The organism is Neobacillus sp. D3-1R (genome assembly GCF_052180215.1).
Lineage (GTDB): Bacteria > Bacillota > Bacilli > Bacillales > Cytobacillaceae > Pseudoneobacillus.
The window spans coordinates 2,684,930-2,703,231 of the sequence record NZ_CP197471.1; the positions used below are offsets into that span (position 1 = coordinate 2,684,930).

The window sequence follows — 18,302 nt, forward strand, 5'->3', positions numbered from 1 at the left end:
TACATTCCTCCCAAATCCTTTTCTAATCTATAATGCAAGATATGTGCCAAAATGGTGAATTGACATTAATAAAGGAGTTGATAATTTATTAACTTTTATAAAAGACTCTGTTAAACAAGAATGTTGATTTCCGCTGCATGCACTCGCTTTCCGCGGGGCGTGCGGTGAGCCTCCTCGTCGTTATCGCTCCTGTGGGGTACAAATGGTCCCACTTGTGGACCATTTTACTAGGTCTCACCTATCCCGCTGCTCCCGCAGGAGTCTCGTACCTTCCGCTCCAATCAACTTTGTTAAAAATCAATACTGCTCTTTAACAGATCCTCTAAATAAAAAAACTGCCAATTATTCGGCAGTTGGAATGGGATTTAGTTTTTGAAGTTTGTATTGAAGGGTTTGTCTTGGTATCTCTAATAGTTTAGCAGCTTGCATAACATTGCCTGAACTTATCGCTAATGCCTTGGTGATTAATTCGGACTCTAATTCTTGAACATTTTTTCGAAGAGAAAGATTTTCTGTATGTTTCTTAGGTTTATTTTTAACCTTCATATTCTGTTTAAATAAATTGGGTAAGTCATCTACCGTTAATTTATGCCCCTCACACATGTTCATCATATATTCGATACAATGCTTTAATTCACGAACATTTCCAGGCCATTGGTATTGTAAAAATAAATCATCCACCTCTGGTGTGATTCCTCTAATCTTTTTATCAAGCTGCCTATTAAAATAGTCAATAAAATGGTTAGTTAAGATTAGAATATCTTTTTCACGCTCTCTTAACGGTAATATTTCGAACATTAATACATTTAAACGATAAAACAAGTCGGATCTCATTTTTTGATTTGCTAAAACTGTGTGGGGGTGTTCATTCATCGCTGCAATAATTCGAACATCGACGGAAAAACTATTCGAACCCCCAACTCTTCGTACAATTCCATCCTCCAACACCCTAAGAAGCTTTGCTTGGAGCTCTATGGGCATGGTGTGCAGTTCATCAAGAAAAAGGGTTCCGCCATTTGCTAGCTCAAATAATCCAGGTCGGTCTACTGCACCTGTATAGCTTCCTTTTGCTGTTCCAAATAAAATACTTTCTAGTAAAGCCTCTGGAATAGCTGCACAGTTTTGAGCAATAAATGGACCATTTGCCCGTTTAGAGGCGTGATGAATGCCTTGAACGAGAAGCTCTTTTCCGGTACCGCTTTCTCCATAAACTAATATAGAAGATTCCGATTGAGCTAATTTGTTCGCCTTCTCTTTCATCGCTTTAACTCTTTCATCAACGGTAAGTAAATCATCTAATGTATAATTGGTATTTTTTGTTTTGAGCTCTTTTTTACGTTTATGCTGAATTCCTTTTTGAAGCTCAATAAGTCGCTCTGACAGAACCTTCATTCGGGAATAATCTTTGGCAATTTCAACAGCCCCAATAATCCTATTCTGCACAAAGATTGGCAGAGTGGTATTGATCGTATCAATTTTGACACTATGCTTATTTAAATAGGTTTGGGGCTGATTATAGATGGGTTTCGTTGCATTTAATACTTTATATAAAGTACTCGTTTCCTTATTTAAGGATGGAAAAACCTCTAGCAATGGCTTCCCTAATACCTCATCAATTTCAAGTCCATCATGCTTGGCTGCTACTTCATTATAAAAAATAGTGATTCCATCTGTGTTGACAACATGAATGCCTTCATCGATACTTTTTAAAATTGCCGCTAATACTTCATTTGTCATTTCTGACAATTGAACCATGCTTATCACCGTCCCATATTAATCTATATGTGATGGTGCCGAAAAATTGTCATTTTACTGCCGAAAATTTGGCTGTTCGGCTAAATTCTTTACCCAAACATTCATATTTTCGAGCTTATCATAAATAAAAACATTATTTCTTAATCTTCCTCGGTACTCATATCCTAATTGATGCAATGCCGCATTCATACCAAAGGATAGAGACCTTGCAATGGAATAGGAGCAATAAATGCCTTGCTTATATAAATCTTGTTCAAGCTTTTTTAAAAGTATTTTCATAAAGCCATGCTTACGATGCTCTGTTAGGGTTGCACAATCTGTTAACTCTGCATTTCGGTAGGTCTGATTCACCTCTGCAGAGGCTGCACTTACAATTTTTCCATTGCCATAAAAACAATAATAAATCGTTCCTTCCACAAGGGTTTTCTTTATATATTCTGGATCATGTAAAGGTGTCGGATAAATTTGAAATACCTGCTGGTAAAGTTGAGCTAAATTTTCCGCATCTTCAGCTTCCACTTTTTTTAAGTGATATTCTTGTGGTGGATGGATCGTTTCAGCAGAAAGAGCCATCCCGTTTATACTGTGAATTATTTGGTCTTCGGTAATCCAGTGGCTGTTTTCCATACGTTGAGAGTCAAAGTATTTGGTGAAAAAGTAAGCATTGGAACCTAAGAAATAATGGTCAATTTGCGCTTCCAAGATATATCCTTGTTGGATGAAAGCTTGAAAATGCTCCTTCCTACCTTTAAAGATTAGTTTTTCAAGCTTCTTTTCTTTGATTAGTTTTTCAGCATATTCGATGATTGCCTGTAGATTTCCGTAATAATCATCAATTCGGATTCGTTTGTTAAATGGATCAACATAAATCTGGAGCCAAATGCCTTGGTCCTTATATTCTAAAAATGATGCTAATTCGTTCATTGTCCACCTCTTTTTAAAAATCTTTTCGCATAAATTGTTGTTTTTAGCTCATTAATTAGCCCATTGATTTCCACTCCAGACACTTGCTTTCCGCGGGGAGGGATGGGAGCCTCCTCGGCGTACCGCCTGTGGGGTCTCCCACTTCCCTCTATATCCCGCAGGAGTCAAGTGCCCTCCGTTCCAATCAACTCAGTAGTCGAAAAATAAAAAATAATTTAAAAGCAACAAAATTTACGAAAACAGTTTATTTTAAAAAAGAGGGTAACCATTTATTGGTTAATCCCTCTGTTGGATTTGAATTTAAAGTTTAAAGCTTACTAGTTTTATTTCGGTCATTTCTTCGATGGCGTATTTAATTCCTTCACGGCCCATGCCGCTTAGCTTCACCCCGCCGTAAGGCATATGGTCTACTCGGAATGTAGGTATATCATTAATCATGACCCCACCTACATGCAGCTGCTTTACTGCCTGGAAGGCTCTTTGAAGATTGGACGTATAAACACCAGCTTGTAGACCATATTCAGAGTCATTCACCTTTTCTAGTGCTTCTGAAAAATCATTAAAAGTATTAACATGTACCACTGGAGCAAAGACTTCCTGACAAGAAATTTTTTCAGTAGATGGTACATTTAATAGTATAGTAGGCTTTAATACCCCTTTATCTGTTTCGTTACCATAAGCAAGTGTTGCTCCATTCCCGACTGCATCTTCAATCCAAGATTTTGCTCTATCCACATCTCCAAGAGAAATCATAGCAGATAAATCCGTGGTTTCGTCTAAAGGATCACCAATCTTAAGCTTTGCTGTTTCCCTTGTAAAGGCATCTACAAATTTTTCAAAAAGAGATTGGTGCACATAGATTCGTTGAATGGAAATACATACTTGCCCTTGGAAACTGAAAGCACCTGTTACAACCCTTGGAATAATTGCATCAATATCGGTATTTTCATCAATGATAAGCGCTGAATTGGAGCCTAATTCAAGAGTCACTCTTTTTAGGCCAGCATTTTCTCGAATATGCTTTCCAACTTCAGGACTTCCGGTAAAGGTAATCATTTTTACTCGGTCATCCTTCATAAGAACATCACCGACAACGCGTCCACTGCCTGTTACTACATTTAAAACTCCTTTTGGCAAGCCTGCTTCATGAAGTAATTCTGCTATTTTATACGCAGATAAAGGCGTTTGACTCGCAGGCTTTAATACGACCGTATTTCCTGCGGCAAGTGCAGGACCTACTTTATGAGCTACTAAATTCATTGGAAAATTAAACGGCGTAATGGCAGCTATCACACCTATAGGTTCACGAACGGTATAGGTCACTCTATTTTCTCCACCTGGTGCCGCATCCAAAGGAATCGTTTCACCATGGATTCTCCTTGCTTCTTGGGCTGCAAAGAGATATGTCATAATCGTTCTATCCACTTCAGCTCGAGCTGTTTTTAAAGGTTTTGCCGCCTCCTGTGCAATTATTTTTGCACATTCTTCTCTTTGTTCTTTTAAAAGCGACACTAAATTTTCTAAAATTTCAGCTCGCTGAAATGCTGGAGTTTCTCGCCACGTGCTAAAGGCATTTTCAGCAGCCAAGATCGCAGCTTTAACGTTTTCTTCTGTTGCTGTAGCTACATCAGCAAGTAATTCTTCAGAATAGGGACTTTTTAGTTGATAATAATTGGTTGATTCCACTTTTTCACCATTAATCCAGAGATGCTGCTTCAAAATGAAGTCCTCCTAACTTGTATAGCGGTTTTATTTTTGTAAGTTTTCAGAGCCTTTTTTGCAGCTGCTGACAATTACCTTTTCTAGAACATCAAAGCCTTCATTTAGCTGGTCATTGGTAATGACTAAAGGAGTTAGAATACGAATGATGTTTCCATATAGTCCTGCACTCATGATTATTAAACCATTTTTATGGGCATTTTGAATAATTTCCTGCACAAGCTCTTTATTCGGCTCATTTGTCTCTTTATCTTTCACAAATTCGATGGCGCACATCGCTCCAAGGTTTCGTACCTCAGCTATTTGTTCTATTTGAGATTGAAGCGGTTTAAAACGCTCATGAAATGCCTGCCCAATTTGTACAGCTCTTTCCAAAAGTCCATCTTCTTCAATGGTCCGAATGACTTCTAACGCTGCCACACATCCTAACGGGCTTCCGCCAAATGTTCCGCCTATTTCTCCCGTATTAGCTGAATCCATGATTTCAGCTCTACCTGAAACGGCACTTATTGGCAGGCCAGCACCAATGGACTTTGACATCGTCATTAAATCTGGAACTACGTCAAAATGCTCCATGGCAAACATTTTTCCTGTACGACCAAAGCCTGTTTGAACTTCGTCTGCTATAAAGAGAATACCATGTTTATCACAAAGGGCTTTAACTCCTTGAACAAATCGTTTAGAAGGGATCACGAAGCCACCTTCGCCCTGAACAGGCTCCATAATCACAGCTGCCACTTCCTCAGGTGGAACTTCACTTAAAAAGAACGTCTCAAATCTTTTTAAAAGCTGAGCATCTAATTGTTCTTCCGATAATCCTTCACTTCGTAAATAATATGGATACGGCCATTTATACGTATCCGGCACAAATGGACCAAATTCAAATTTATATGGTTTTACTTTACTTGTCAGTGACATCGCCATATAGGTTCTTCCGTGAAAACCACGTTCAAAGGAAATAATCGCTTTTCGTCCTGTATATTTACGAGCAATTTTTACAGCATTTTCAACTGCTTCCGCCCCACTGCTTAAAAAGAAGGTTTTTTTTCGATGCGTTCCTGGAGTGATTTCATTAATCTTTTCGGCTAATTGGATGTAGGGCTCATACATCATGACATGAAAGCAAGGGTGGAGATAGGCATCCACTTGCTTATGTAGGGCTTCTACAACCCTTGGCGGACAATGTCCAACATTTAAAGTGCCAATCGCTCCTGCAAAATCGATGAAGGTATTATCATCAACATCCGTTAATAATGCGCCATCCCCTTTAACCGCAAAGGTCCTAACCGTATTGAAGGGGCCAATCGGAATATTTAATTCTTTTCGTTTTAAAAGCTCTATCGCCTTTGGTCCAGGAATTGTCGTTTTGATTTTTATATTAGCCATCTTTAATCTCTCCTCTCTTATTCCACTACTCCACACCAGTCCATAATCGTATAGGCGATGATTTCTGCCGCTTCGTATAATTCTTCAAGCACAATATATTCGTTCGAGTCGTGAGCCACCTCTGTTACCCCCGGTCCAAATACGACTACTGGTGTATGACCGATATTCGATAATATTCCACCATCCGTTCCCCATGGTGAAGCTTCAATGACTGGTACTTGCTTTTTTACCTCCTGAAAACTTTGCGACAAGCTCTCCATTAATGGATGATTATTTTCTACGCTCCCTGGCAACCATCTACCACCAAACCATTCAATCGTAAGAGGATTTTCCTCCAACCACTTATCCTTTTTACCTATCGCTTCTAAACAGTTTTTCATTTCTTTTTGAGCATTCTCCATGGTTTCATCAGGAGCTACACCCATTCTCCCCTCAATAATGGCTACATCTGGAACAGAGGAAGGCCATTCCCCACTTTGAATTTTGCCAATATTGATCGGAATGGGAATCGGAATAGATTCATATAAAGGATCATTGATCCGAGCATTTCTTTCCTTTTCCAATTGCTGTAGTTCTTGAATAACCATCATTGATTTCTCAATGGCACTGATTCCCTCGTATCTCGTACCACCATGTGCGGCCTTACCCTTCACTGTAATACGGAACCACATCGAGCCTTGTTGTTTTGGAAAAAACTTCATATTCGTCGGCTCTGGAATAATCGCACCATCCGCTTGATATCCCCTTAATACGGCAGCAAGCGTGCCAGCTCCTCCACTTTCCTCTTCTATAACACTTTGAAAAATGACATCTCCTTTTAAGCGAATCTCATTTTTTATAATCGATTCCATGGCTAATAAAAGAGCTACATTTCCACCCTTCATATCCGTTGAACCACGCCCGTATAATTTACCTCCTTGAATAAGACCGCTAAATGGGTCATCCCTCCAAGTCTGTTGGTCTCCGGCTGGAACGACATCAATATGACCATTTAAAATTAGTGATTTCCCACCACCTGTACCTTTTAAAACGGCAACAACATTTGGGTTGCCCTTAAAATCCTTTCGGTCTGAACAAAAAGCTGGGTGTTGAAATAAGGTTGTTTGGCCAATTTCCCAAATATCGAGATCTAACCCGAGCTGACGACATTTTTCAATCACAATGGCTTGGGCAATGCTTTCTTTTCCTCTTGTACTATCCTCTTGGACCAATTTTTGCAGCAACCTCGCACCACGTGCACGATTGTTTTTTAGCCATTCCTTCACTAATGTCTTTTCTTCCATGATGTTTCATCACTCCTTTAATAGAGTTCTAATTTTTCTAGTACTCTATCTGTCTAATGGAATCAGCGACACGAAATTCACATGCAGTATGCTTCTTCATATCATCAAGGGTATAGGGTAAAAAGAGCTCACATAGTTCTAAACCATTATGATTAACTTGAAAGACCCCCATTTCCGTAATAATCATGTCAACACAATTTGCAGAGGTTAACGGAAGGGTACATGTTGAAACGATTTTGGATTGCCCATTTTTATCAAGCTGATTCATTAAGACAATAACCTTTTTTGCCTTTTGAGCTAGCTCCATCGCTCCTCCCATTCCAGGAACTTTTTTACCAGGTACAATCCAATTGGCAAGATCTCCATATTCACTTACTTGAAGAGCTCCCAGTATCGTAAGATCAATCCTGCCACGACGAATCATGCCAAAAGCGACCGCACTATCACAATAAGAAGCACCTGGACGAATCGTAACCGGAAATCCCCCCGCGTTACACAAATTTTCATCTTCTTCCCCTTGTTTAGGACTTTGCCCCATACCGACAATGCCATTTTCGGCATGAAACATCACATTTAAATTCTCTGGTAGATGATTAGGTACTAATGAGGGAATACCAATTCCTAGATTCACAACCATTCCATTTTGAATTTCCTCGGCTGCTCTTTTCGCCATACGATTTCGTGTATCTATTCCCATGCCCATTTCCAATTCACCCCTTTCGAAGGAATGACATAATCAACGAATACTCCTGGAGTCATAATTTCATCTGGATTTAAACTGCCAAGGGGGACTATTTCTTCTACTTCAGCAATCGTAATGTTCCCCGCCATAGCCACAAGTGGGTTCGTATTCCGAGCACTTTTGTCATAAATTAAATTACCGTATGGATCAGCTTTTTGAGCATAAACAATCGAAACCTCTGCTGTTAGAGCCGTTTCGATTAAATATTCTTTTCCGTTTAATAAAAAACGCGGTTTATTCGCTGAAACCATTTCATTGTCCATCCCTATATCCGCTAAGATAGCACCTAGTCCAACGCCACCAGCCCGGATTCGTTCGGCTAAAATGCCTTGAGGTGAAAATTCCACCTCCATCTTCCCCTCTGTCATTAAGCTTCCAGCAATAGGGTTGGACCCAATATGAGAAGCAATCACCTTTTTAGCTCGACCTAAGCTGACAATTTTCCCAATTCCAATATGAGGGAATCCTGTATCATTTCCGATTAACACCAAATCCTTTACATCTCTTTCAATAATGCCGTCTATTAATGTTGGTGGTGACCCTACCCCACCAAATCCCCCAAACATTAAGGTCATTCCATCATGAAAGAAGGATAAGACATTTTCTAAGGTCGTTAGTTTTCCAAACAAATTTTCCATTACACTACCTCACCTTGATTACTGGGATAAAGGGCTGCAAAATCTTGAAACGTTTTTTTCAACAGTCGTGTTAACTCTTCTAATTCTCTCTTTGTAATGGTCAATGGCGGTGAAATGATGATGGCATCGCCATTAACCCCATCAATCCCAGCACCTGCTGGATATATTAACAATCCATTGTTTTGGGCTAATTCAATCATCTTTTGAGTGGCAAGCATTTTTCGTGGGAACGGTGTTTTCAGTTCTCGATTCTGAACTAACTCTATTCCGATGAGGAGCCCCTTTCCACGAATATCTCCAATCATTTCGAATTCGTTTTTTAACTTTTCAAGATGATTTCTTAAATAACAACTCTTTGATTCTACTTCGTCTATAATTCCGTTCTTTTCGATATATTCTAAGACCGCTAAAGATACAGCACAGGATTGTGGATTGGCGCTTAATGTATGTCCGCTCATCACACTCTTTGATCCGCTTAAAATAGGTTCCATCACATGGTCACTGACCAAAGCAGCTGCAATTGGAGCATATCCTGCGCCCATTCCTTTTCCAAGGGCTACAATATCTGGAGTAATCCCCCAATGCTCACTTGCTAAAATCTTTCCTGTTCGACCAAATCCCGTCATGACTTCATCTGCAATAAAAAGAATTTCATTCCGTTCACATATTTCTTTTATCTTTTTAAAATAATCTTTTGGCGGGGTAATTGCTCCTCCTGCAGCACCAATGACTGGTTCTGCTATAAAAGCTGCTATTTGATTAGCGCCAATTCTTTTAATCACCGTCTCTAATTCCTCTGCACATAAATGCCCACACCCAGGAGCCTCTAAGTGGTAAGGACAACGATAACAATAAGGAGGATGAATAACCGGAAAATCCTGTAAAAGAGGGACAAACCGTGCCCTTCTACCTGTATGCCCGGACAAGGAAAGTGCCCCTAATGTAATTCCGTGGTAGCTTACCCATCTTGAAAGCACCTTCGTTTTGGTTGTTATCCCTTTTTCTTGCCAATGCTGGATAGCAATTTTCATCGCTGTTTCTGTCGCTTCCGATCCGCTGTTGACGAAAAAGCTCCAGTTTAAGTCACCGTTTGTTAGTTCAGCAATTTTACTAGCTAACTTTTCTGCCGCTTCACTCGTAAACTGTGACCGATACACGAAGGAAACCTTCTTTGCTTGTTCATGCATGGCATCAATAATTTCTTCCACCCCATGCCCAATATTCGCTGTAACAGCCCCTGATGATGCATCTAAGTATTTTTTTCCTTCCTTGTCGTACAGATAGACCCCTTTTCCGTAATCGATGACTGGATAATTCGTATCTAGCATTGGTTTTATTAAATAAGACTGTTCCACTGTCTAACCCCCATCTCAACAATGAATGGACAATATATTAAATTGTATGAGTAAGAATGCAAAATCTTTCTTGAATGAAAAAAGTTAACAAAAAAAGGTCTGGCAAAAAGATATACTTTTATGCCTGACCTTTTTAAAATTCAATTTGGGAAATTTCACTTTTTCCCCGAAACTTATCATCGAGCTTTTGTTTGGACAATAATAGCTGCTTCAACAAACTGACCGTTTCAACGATAAATGGACCCTTATTTAACATGATACAATTTGCCCGGAACCCCATATAGGCATCTGTTAATTCAGGTCTTGATGGCAGGCCTTTTTTGGCCATTTTTTCAAGAACACCAGTCGCCCAAATAACCGGAATGTGGGCAGCTTCACAGATACTTAAAATATTTTCCTGTATGGGTGTTAAATCCTTAAATCCGACTTCAACAGCTAAATCTCCCCGAGCAATCATGATTCCGAATGATTCAAACTGCAGCCCTTCCAAAATAATCTTTGAAAGATGACGAATAGAATCTTTCGTTTCAATCTTAGCCACTACTCCAATTCGTTTTGTTGTTAACTTATCCAGTATCACCCTCAATCTCCTCATATCACGTGGATGATTAACAAACGAAGCACCAATTATATCAGCTAGTTGACAAATATCTGGTAAAACCTTAATATCCTCTTCTGTTATGGCAGCTACATTCCAATACACCAAGGAATCAGGTAAATTTATTCCTTTTCCTACTTTTATTTTGGATGTGCCCGACTGGATAAATAGTATGATAACGTCAATAAACTCATTTGTTATATGACAAACCCTTCCAGATATTTTGCCATCATCAAAAAAAATAGGATCGTTTATACGGGCATTTAATAATGCTTTAGGAGAGGTAATGAATATAGTTGGAGGATCTATTTTCAACGATGAATAGGAATCTTTGTCGTCATGTTTATAGATTCGTAGGGTGCTTCCCTTTTTCACCTTAATAGAAGAAGTCAAATCAGATGAATCGTTCGATTTTGTGGATGAGATAATCTTGTCAATTCGTATTTTGGGACCAGCTATATCCATATAAATTTTGGTTGGAGTCGGATGGTTTATTTTCAATTCAGCCAGGCGAATTTGTTCGACCATTTGATTCCAAATTTCTGGTGAACCATGGGCACAGTTGATTCGAGCAACTGTCATGCCAGCCAAAATAAGTTGTTCAAAGATTTCTGGTGTTAATAACATGGATGTATCAAGTGTTACCATAATGGAAGGCAATTCTTTCCCAAATAGCTCTTCAGATCTTCGTTGAATCATTTCAGAAGCAGAAACAGGGTTAATTATGTTTAATTTGGTGCTCTCTTCGATTGGAGCATTAAGATTGTAGAGCATTTTTTTTATAGAAAATAAAATATGGGGGTGAATATCTTTAATCGAGGACAACCCTTCTAACTTAAGGTCTTCAACTATTTCAGTAGTATTTAATTTTTTTAGTTCTAAAAATGAAAGCAAATTTATCATACTCTCATACGTTTCAGTTGTCCCCAAATCATTTAGGTATTTGGCATTTATCTTATCCGTCATTTCTTGATATATAGAAAAAAGGCGTTCTTTTAATTTTATTCGAGTCTCATTTGAAAAATCATTAATGCTTGTCATATGAAGACACCCCATCTACGTTAACCTAGAAGTTATTTTATGAAATAGGTGGAATTATGTGCCCTTTGTTTAAATACAAAAAGAGCCAACGTTTAAGCTGGCTCTATCTTGAATTCTATTAATTATAAACAACTTCTTTCGGAACAACTGTTGTTGCCCCTTTTTGTACGATATCTCTTGCAATCCAAACTCCACAGGCACCAGCTTGGGCAAGACCTCTCGTAATTCCAGCTCCATCCCCGCCCACATACAAACCTGCTATTTCAGACTCAAAACGATCATTTATAATAGGTCGGGCTGAATAAAATTTAGCTTCTATCCCGTAAAATAAAGTATGCTCTGAAGCCAAACCTGGACTAACATGATTTAGTGCCTCTGTCATTTCAATTAAACTCTTCATTGTATTATAAGGGAGAACTAATCCTAGATCACCAGGAACGGCTTCCTTCAAAGTAGGTTCAATAAACCCTTCCTTTATACGATTAGCCGTAGATCTTCTACCTTTTAGGATATCTCCATATTTTTGAACAATTAGTCCACCATTCGATAAACTATTGGCTAATCTTGAAATTTCATGTGCGTATTCATTCGGGCGATCGAACGGATCAGAGAATGTGTGCGATACAAGTAAAGCAAAGTTTGTATTAGGGCTACCTAATTTAGGGTCCTTATACGCATGACCGTTTGCTAACATAATGCCAGAATGGTTTTCGACAACGACATGACCGGAAGGATTACTACAGAAGGTTCTAACACGGGTTCCCACCGATGTATTAAACACGAACTTTCCTTCATAAAGATGTTCATTTATTTCCTGCATGACTACATTAGAGGTTTCAACTCGAACACCAATATCCACTTGATTATTTTTCAAGCGCAATCGACGAGACCTAAACAAATCACTTAGCCATTTTGAACCATCACGACCTGGTGCAATGACAACCTTTTCAGCTAGTACTTTTTCATCATTTTTTAATAAAATTCCTCTAACTTGATGTTGACCAACGTTTGTTTTTTCCGTAATGATGTCTTCTACTTCTGCTTTAAATACCATATCAACTTTATCTTTTAAATATTCGAAAATACTCTGTAAAATTTGTAAATTTTGTTCTGTACCTAAGTGTCTGACTTGGGCACGTAGTAATTTTAATCCTGCAGCATATCCTCGTCTTTCAATATCCTTAACTTGTTCCGTTAATGGATCGGTAATACTTTCCGTAGCACCGTGTTGTAAATTAATGTGATCTACATATTTTATTAAATCAATTACTTGAGAGTTTGATAAATAATCAGTCATCCAGCCGCCAAACTCACTGGTTATATTAAATTTCCCATCAGAGTAAGCCCCTGCACCACCAAAACCATTCGTAATGGAGCATGCCGGTAAGCACCCTGCATATTCTTTTCTTCCTGCAGCAGGAGGACATTTTTCAATTTTCTTTTGTAAAATAGGGCAATTTCGTTTATATATGTCATGGCCTTTATCAATTAGTAAAACCTTTGCTTGCGGCATTTTTAATGTTAATTCATAACAAGCAAAAATTCCTGCAGGACCTGCACCCACTACAATGACATCATAATTTGTTTTCATTGAAACTTCCCCCTTGTACGCCTAATTGCTTAACCCAGTGGTAAATATATCAAATATTAAGGTTGGGGTCAAGTGAATTCCGAACATTATTATATATTAATAGATAATTGTTCGTAAAATATGTGATATCACTTTCTTTCTATTATGCTAAATTTCGACATTTTTCAAGAATAATATTGTCGAAAGTTTGATTTAAAAGTATGATAGAATTAACAAATTTTAGATAAAAACTAGCTACAGGAGGCTAATCCATGAAGAAGACATTTACCTATTTCCGAACGATTAGGGGGAAAATTGTCTTATCGTTTGCAACTTTAGTGCTAGTGCTTTTAGCATTATCCGCTGCATCTATTTATAACGTCAAAATATTTAATAATGAAATTACGAATCTTGTTGAAAGAGATTTAGTTGTACACACAGAGGTTCAAAAGTTAATGAAGTCCTTTGTGGATATTGAAACGGGGGAGCGCGGATTCGTTATTACTGGATCAGAATCGTTACTTGCTTCCTATGGAAATGGGAAAAATGCGGTTGATAACCAATTAAATTTATTAAAAGATTTTACAAAAGGCGATAAAAAACAAGAGAATGAACTGGCGAATATTCGCAGTACATATGAAGAATGGTTAAAATGGATTGACTCAGTCATTCAAGCAAGACGGGACCTTGGAAAGGACGAAGCCGCTAAAATGGTGGAAACCTCTCAAGGCAGAAAGCTAATGAATGAGCTTCAAGCCCATGTAGATAATTTCGTTAATGAAGAAAAGCAAAATACAGAAAATAGAATTAATAAATTAAACCAATTTGTTTCTATCGCTCAGATAGCTACCATTGTACTTTCTGCTGCAGCTCTTCTACTTGCTATCTTTTTTGGATTCTCTCTTTCACGTAATATTAGAAGAAGTACAAGACAGATTAGCCAATCCATTTTGGAAATTGCCAATGCTGGTGGAGATTTAACAAAACGAATTCATGTAAAATCAAAAGATGAATTAGCTGGATTAGCAGCAGATACAAATACGCTAATTGAGGGAATCGCCGGTCTAGTGAAACAGGTATCGTTGTTGGCAGAGAATGTTTCCGCAAGCAGTCAGGAATTGTTTGCTTCTGCTGAGGAAACCTCTAAAACGATAGCGTCTATTGCTGTCACAACTAATGAGGTTGCCGCTGGCTCTGACCATACCACTTCTCAAATGACTGTTGCGGATGATAAAATGAAACATTTAAATCAATCGGCCACACAGTTGCACGAGTATGCTTCGACTGTACAAATGGCTTCTAATGAAATGAAAATGGCTGCAAATGTAGGCAGTGAATACATTGAATTATCTGGTCAAAAAATGAGAACGATTGAAAAAACGATTTCTGAAAATACGATATTAATTGAAGCACTAGGGGAAAAATCCTCTGAAATTAATCATATGATTAATACCATTACAGATATTGCAAATCAAACAAATCTACTTGCTTTAAATGCTGCCATTGAAGCGGCAAGAGCAGGCGAGCATGGCAAGGGATTTGCGGTTGTTGCTGATGAAGTCCGAAAATTAGCTGAAGGTTCACAGAATGCAGCTAAAGAGGTAACAAATATTGTCACGATGATTCAAGAAGAAATTGAGAAAATTATTGTAAAAAACTCAAATGGTGTTGAAGAAGTTCAAGCTGGAGTAAAAATTATGAACGATTCAAGTCAATCACTAAATCAAATTGTATTTAACATTAACGATACAGCATCCATTATTTCTTCGATGGGTGACCAAATCAATCAGGTATTAGAATTAAGCAATGATGTAACTGCTTCGTTTAAAGAAGTCACTTCCATTGCTGCATTAACGGCATCTAATACGGAATCAACTGCTGCAGCTGCTGAAGAAGGAACAGCTGCCATGGAACAAGTTACCGCTTCTTCTTCAGAACTATCCAAGCAGTCCGAAAAACTACGTGATTTAGTTGGGAACTTTAAATTTTAATCATCAAAAAGGGCGACTTTAATGTCTGCCCTTTTTCTTTTGTTATTTAGGTTTTTACGTTAAAATAGAGCAATAGAATTTTGACTGCAGGTGATTGGATGAAAGGAATTATTAAAAGCTTTATTAATGGGATCATTACGTTTGTCCCTATTTTACTTGTCATTTATGTGATTTATAAGATTTTTATGTTTCTAGACAGTATCCTTGGAAATGTGTTAAAGCCTTATTTTAAGGAAGATTATATCCCAGGGATCGGCCTGCTTCTCACTATTATTCTTATTACAGTGCTCGGCTGGCTATCCACTAAATTTATTACCGGAACTATCTTTAAAATTATTGATCGTTTATTAGAGAAAATCCCTTTTGTTAAAACGATCTATACGGTGATAAAAGATACGGTAAACTCCTTCCTTGGTGAAAAGAAGTCGTTTTCAAAAGTGGTTCTTATCTCTCATCCTGGATCAGATATGAAGAGTATTGGCTTTTTAACCTCTGAGGATATCCATGAATTTTATGAGCCACTTTCACACTGTGTTGCCGTTTATATTCCGCAAACCTTCCAAGTAGCTGGTTTCACTGTTTTAATTCCTAAAGACCGCGTTGAAATCATCGATGTAAAACCAGAAGAAGCCATGAAATTCATCCTTTCCGGTGGAATGACGGGCAAATAAAAAACACCGCATGCGGTGTTCAGGCTGTCGAGAAACTCTCGATAGCCTATTATTTTATTCTAACATTTTAATAAATCACCGCGTTAATATGTTAAAATGATAAATGTGGTGAATGTTCATGTTAAAACCAAGAGAATATACCCAAAATGAATACGAATTTGTATCGATTGATGAAATGGTTCCTTCGGACCATCTACTTCGTAAAATTGATAAATACATTGATTTTTCTTTTATTCTAGAAAAAGTTCGTCCTTATTATAGTGAAGAAAATGGACGCCCATCGGATCCCCTCATTCTTTTTAAGATGATGTTTATTGGATATTTATATGGCATTCGTTCTGAAAGGCAGTTAGAGCAGGAAATTAAAATGAACATGGCATACCGTTGGTTTTTAGGTTTGAAATTTCATGATCCTATTCCACATCACTCTACAATTAGTTGGAATCGTCAAAAGCGTTTTAAAGATACAAATATCTTTCAAGAGATTTTTGATGAAATAGTTCTACAAGCTATTAATCACAAAATGGTAGGGGGACGAGTATTATTCTCAGATTCCACCCACTTAAAGGCTAATGCAAATAAACATAAGTTCACAAAAGAAGAGGTACAAGTTGAAACACGTGAATATATTGAAGATTTAAATAAAGCAATAGAGGAAGATAGGGAAAAGCAAGGAAAAAAGCCTCTGAAGGAAAAAGAGGAGGTGAAGGAAACTAAAGAGATTCGCGTTAGTACAACAGATCCAGAATGCGGATTCATGTCCCGAGAAAATAAACAAGAAATGTTCTGTTACCTTGATCATCGGACGACTGATATGAAGTTCAATATTATTACTGATGCCTTCGTTACCGCTGGTAACGTTCATGATTCTGTTCCTTATCTTAAGCGTCTGGACCGTCAAATAGAAAGATTTGCATTTAAAGTTGAAGCTGTGGCACTAGATTCTGGTTATCTCACAACCCCCATTTGTAAAGGTCTATCCGACAGGAATATCTTTGGAGTCATTGCTCACAGAAGGTATCACCCTACTACAGGTTTGTTTCCTAAGTGGAAATTTACATACAATAAAGAAAAAGATGTTTACCTTTGCCCAAACAAACAAGAACTAGTTTACCGAACAACAACTAGAGAAGGATATAGAGAATACAAATCAGACTCAAAGAAATGTGTAAATTGCCCACTTCTCTCCGAATGCACAAGATCAAGAAATAAAGTGAAAGTGGTTACCCGTCATGTTTGGGAGGAGTACAAGGAGAAGGTCAGATTAAACCGCCTTTCCAAGTCTGGGAAAATGCTTTATAAATTTAGAAAAGAAAAAGTGGAGCGAAGCTTCGCAGACTCAAAAGAGCTGCATGGGCTTCGCTATTGCAGGTTACGGGGAATTAAAAACGCAAGTGAGCAGGTTCTACTTACTGCAGCTTGTCAGAACATGAAAAAGATTGCGACCCACCTAGCTAGGCTAGGATAAGTGGATCGCAATCTTTTTTGTTTTAATAACTTAAGTTAAATATTGTTAAAACATTAAAGAGTGTTAAGAAAAACACTTTTTCGACACGCTGAACACCGCATGCGGTGTTTTTTATTTTTTAAATTCTTTTAACCATTCCCCATACCCTTCTTCTTCGAGCTTCTCAACTGGTATGAAGCGAAGTGAGGCCGAGTTGATACAGTAACGTAATCCAGTAGGTCCAGGTCCATCATTAAATACGTGACCAAGATGGGAGTCCGCAGATTTACTTCTTACCTCCGTCCGAATCATCATATGGCTAAAATCCGTTTTTTCAATGACTTCTTCTTCTTCGACTGGCTTGGTAAAACTAGGCCATCCACAGCCTGCATCAAATTTATCTTTCGAACTAAATAGCGGTTTACCAGAAACGATGTCTACATAGATTCCCTCACGATTTTCATTCCAGTACTCATTTCGAAAAGGAGGTTCTGTTCCATTATTCTGGGTAACCTCAAATTGAATCGGTGTCAGCTCTTTCCTTAAAGTGTCTTGGTCTTTATTTTTCATCTTCTTCCCCCCAATGTCTTTTTATAAAATCTACCCTGCCAGAACCAATGGAATAACGATTATAATGGGCTGAATTTTTTTTATAATAATGTTGGTGATAGTCCTCTGCTTCATAAAACACTTTTGCTGGCAATATTTCCGTTACGATGGGTTTTTGAAAGCGTCCGCTTTGTTGTAAGTCTTGTTTTGATTTCTCCGCTAATACCCGCTGTTCCTCATTATGATAGAAGATAGCTGTTTTATACGAACCTCCACGATCATAAAATTGCCCGCCAGGATCAGTCGGATCGATTTGCTGCCAATAAAGTTCCAAAAGCTTTTCATATGGAAAAATAGTAGGATCATATGTAATTTGAACCGCTTCATAATGTCCAGTCGTTTCTGAACATACCTCTTGATAGGTTGGATTTTCTTTTTCACCACCGGTATAACCAGAGATAACTTTTATGATTCCCGGTTGTTCATCAAAAGGTTTTACCATACACCAAAAACAACCACCTGCAAAAGTTGCAAGTTCATATGCACTATTCATTTATATACACTCCTTGGAAAAGAGAGATTTAATAATAACATTAACGGAATGTTATTGAATTCGCAACCATTCACTCCTAG

At 38.0% G+C, this 18,302-nt stretch carries 15 protein-coding genes; 3 read left to right on the plus strand and 12 right to left on the minus strand.

The features are described from left to right. Positions 1 to 342: 342 nt before the first annotated feature. From ACSBPO_RS13765 to ACSBPO_RS13810, 10 genes are all read right to left on the minus strand, one after another. Positions 343 to 1,755: a sigma-54 interaction domain-containing protein gene (locus tag ACSBPO_RS13765; protein WP_442594189.1), complete on the minus strand. Its 1,413-nt coding sequence runs from the start codon at positions 1,753 to 1,755 to the stop codon at positions 343 to 345. A gap of 54 nt (positions 1,756 to 1,809) precedes the next feature. Beyond that, entirely contained in the window at positions 1,810 to 2,679 is an 870-nt protein-coding gene (gene ablB, locus ACSBPO_RS13770) for a putative beta-lysine N-acetyltransferase (protein ID WP_442594191.1), read from the minus strand. Between the two features lie 300 nt (positions 2,680 to 2,979). Continuing rightward, positions 2,980 to 4,398 (minus strand): aldehyde dehydrogenase family protein, encoded by a 1,419-nt coding sequence (locus ACSBPO_RS13775; RefSeq protein ID WP_442594193.1) that lies wholly within the window; start codon positions 4,396 to 4,398, stop codon positions 2,980 to 2,982. Between the two features lie 30 nt (positions 4,399 to 4,428). Then, positions 4,429 to 5,784: a 4-aminobutyrate--2-oxoglutarate transaminase gene (gene gabT, locus ACSBPO_RS13780; protein WP_442594195.1), complete on the minus strand. Its 1,356-nt coding sequence runs from the start codon at positions 5,782 to 5,784 to the stop codon at positions 4,429 to 4,431. Between the two features lie 17 nt (positions 5,785 to 5,801). Next, positions 5,802 to 7,067, minus strand: a complete 1,266-nt coding sequence (locus tag ACSBPO_RS13785) for a peptidase (protein ID WP_442594197.1) — start codon at positions 7,065 to 7,067, stop codon at positions 5,802 to 5,804. A 37-nt stretch (positions 7,068 to 7,104) separates the two neighbouring features. Beyond that, a complete protein-coding gene (locus ACSBPO_RS13790) occupies positions 7,105 to 7,770 on the minus strand; it encodes a 3-oxoacid CoA-transferase subunit B (protein WP_442594199.1) in 666 nt (221 codons plus the stop codon). Beyond that, complete coding sequence (locus ACSBPO_RS13795) at positions 7,755 to 8,447, minus strand: CoA transferase subunit A (protein ID WP_442594201.1); 693 nt, start codon at positions 8,445 to 8,447, stop codon at positions 7,755 to 7,757. The genes ACSBPO_RS13790 and ACSBPO_RS13795 overlap by 16 nt, the downstream gene beginning before the upstream one ends. Continuing rightward, on the minus strand, positions 8,447 to 9,802 hold the full coding sequence (locus ACSBPO_RS13800; RefSeq protein ID WP_442594203.1) for an aspartate aminotransferase family protein: 1,356 nt from the start codon (positions 9,800 to 9,802) through the stop codon (positions 8,447 to 8,449). The genes ACSBPO_RS13795 and ACSBPO_RS13800 overlap by 1 nt, the downstream gene beginning before the upstream one ends. 133 nt (positions 9,803 to 9,935) lie before the next feature. Then, positions 9,936 to 11,441 carry a pyruvate kinase gene (locus ACSBPO_RS13805; RefSeq protein WP_442594205.1) on the minus strand — a complete coding sequence of 502 codons (1,506 nt, stop codon included), beginning with the start codon at positions 11,439 to 11,441 and terminating at the stop codon, positions 9,936 to 9,938. A 118-nt stretch (positions 11,442 to 11,559) separates the two neighbouring features. Next, complete coding sequence (locus ACSBPO_RS13810) at positions 11,560 to 13,032, minus strand: NAD(P)/FAD-dependent oxidoreductase (protein ID WP_442594207.1); 1,473 nt, start codon at positions 13,030 to 13,032, stop codon at positions 11,560 to 11,562. A 251-nt stretch (positions 13,033 to 13,283) separates the two neighbouring features. Here ACSBPO_RS13810 and ACSBPO_RS13815 point away from each other — a divergent pair, with 251 nt between their 5' ends. The 3 genes from ACSBPO_RS13815 (at position 13,284) to ACSBPO_RS13825 (ending at position 17,141) form a co-directional block, all read left to right on the plus strand. Then, on the plus strand, positions 13,284 to 15,002 hold the full coding sequence (locus tag ACSBPO_RS13815; RefSeq protein ID WP_442594209.1) for a methyl-accepting chemotaxis protein: 1,719 nt from the start codon (positions 13,284 to 13,286) through the stop codon (positions 15,000 to 15,002). Between the two features lie 98 nt (positions 15,003 to 15,100). After that, positions 15,101 to 15,673, plus strand: a complete 573-nt coding sequence (locus ACSBPO_RS13820; protein WP_442594211.1) for a DUF502 domain-containing protein — start codon at positions 15,101 to 15,103, stop codon at positions 15,671 to 15,673. A gap of 118 nt (positions 15,674 to 15,791) precedes the next feature. Then, positions 15,792 to 17,141 carry an IS1182 family transposase gene (locus ACSBPO_RS13825; protein WP_442594213.1) on the plus strand — a complete coding sequence of 450 codons (1,350 nt, stop codon included), beginning with the start codon at positions 15,792 to 15,794 and terminating at the stop codon, positions 17,139 to 17,141. A gap of 111 nt (positions 17,142 to 17,252) precedes the next feature. On the opposite strand, the gene msrB is transcribed toward ACSBPO_RS13825, so the two are convergent. Both msrB and msrA read right to left on the minus strand, forming a co-directional pair. Then, positions 17,253 to 17,690 carry a peptide-methionine (R)-S-oxide reductase MsrB gene (msrB, locus tag ACSBPO_RS13830; protein ID WP_442594215.1) on the minus strand — a complete coding sequence of 146 codons (438 nt, stop codon included), beginning with the start codon at positions 17,688 to 17,690 and terminating at the stop codon, positions 17,253 to 17,255. Next, positions 17,680 to 18,222: a peptide-methionine (S)-S-oxide reductase MsrA gene (gene msrA / locus ACSBPO_RS13835; RefSeq protein WP_442594217.1), complete on the minus strand. Its 543-nt coding sequence runs from the start codon at positions 18,220 to 18,222 to the stop codon at positions 17,680 to 17,682. The genes msrB and msrA overlap by 11 nt, the downstream gene beginning before the upstream one ends. Positions 18,223 to 18,302: the final 80 nt, after the last annotated feature.

What these genes read in the sequence shown, in the direction of transcription:
- ACSBPO_RS13765 (WP_442594189.1), bottom strand. Translation starts at nt 1,755, where the DNA reads ATGGTTCAATTGTCAGAAATGACAAATGAAGTATTAGCGGCAATTTTA.
- ablB (WP_442594191.1), bottom strand. Translation starts at nt 2,679, where the DNA reads ATGAACGAATTAGCATCATTTTTAGAATATAAGGACCAAGGCATTTGG.
- gabT (WP_442594195.1), bottom strand. Translation starts at nt 5,784, where the DNA reads ATGGCTAATATAAAAATCAAAACGACAATTCCTGGACCAAAGGCGATA.
- ACSBPO_RS13785 (WP_442594197.1), bottom strand. Translation starts at nt 7,067, where the DNA reads ATGGAAGAAAAGACATTAGTGAAGGAATGGCTAAAAAACAATCGTGCA.
- ACSBPO_RS13790 (WP_442594199.1), bottom strand. Translation starts at nt 7,770, where the DNA reads ATGGGCATGGGAATAGATACACGAAATCGTATGGCGAAAAGAGCAGCC.
- ACSBPO_RS13795 (WP_442594201.1), bottom strand. Translation starts at nt 8,447, where the DNA reads ATGGAAAATTTGTTTGGAAAACTAACGACCTTAGAAAATGTCTTATCC.
- ACSBPO_RS13805 (WP_442594205.1), bottom strand. Translation starts at nt 11,441, where the DNA reads ATGACAAGCATTAATGATTTTTCAAATGAGACTCGAATAAAATTAAAA.
- ACSBPO_RS13810 (WP_442594207.1), bottom strand. Translation starts at nt 13,032, where the DNA reads ATGAAAACAAATTATGATGTCATTGTAGTGGGTGCAGGTCCTGCAGGA.
- ACSBPO_RS13815 (WP_442594209.1), top strand. Translation starts at nt 13,284, where the DNA reads ATGAAGAAGACATTTACCTATTTCCGAACGATTAGGGGGAAAATTGTC.
- ACSBPO_RS13820 (WP_442594211.1), top strand. Translation starts at nt 15,101, where the DNA reads ATGAAAGGAATTATTAAAAGCTTTATTAATGGGATCATTACGTTTGTC.
- ACSBPO_RS13825 (WP_442594213.1), top strand. Translation starts at nt 15,792, where the DNA reads ATGTTAAAACCAAGAGAATATACCCAAAATGAATACGAATTTGTATCG.
- msrB (WP_442594215.1), bottom strand. Translation starts at nt 17,690, where the DNA reads ATGAAAAATAAAGACCAAGACACTTTAAGGAAAGAGCTGACACCGATT.
- msrA (WP_442594217.1), bottom strand. Translation starts at nt 18,222, where the DNA reads ATGAATAGTGCATATGAACTTGCAACTTTTGCAGGTGGTTGTTTTTGG.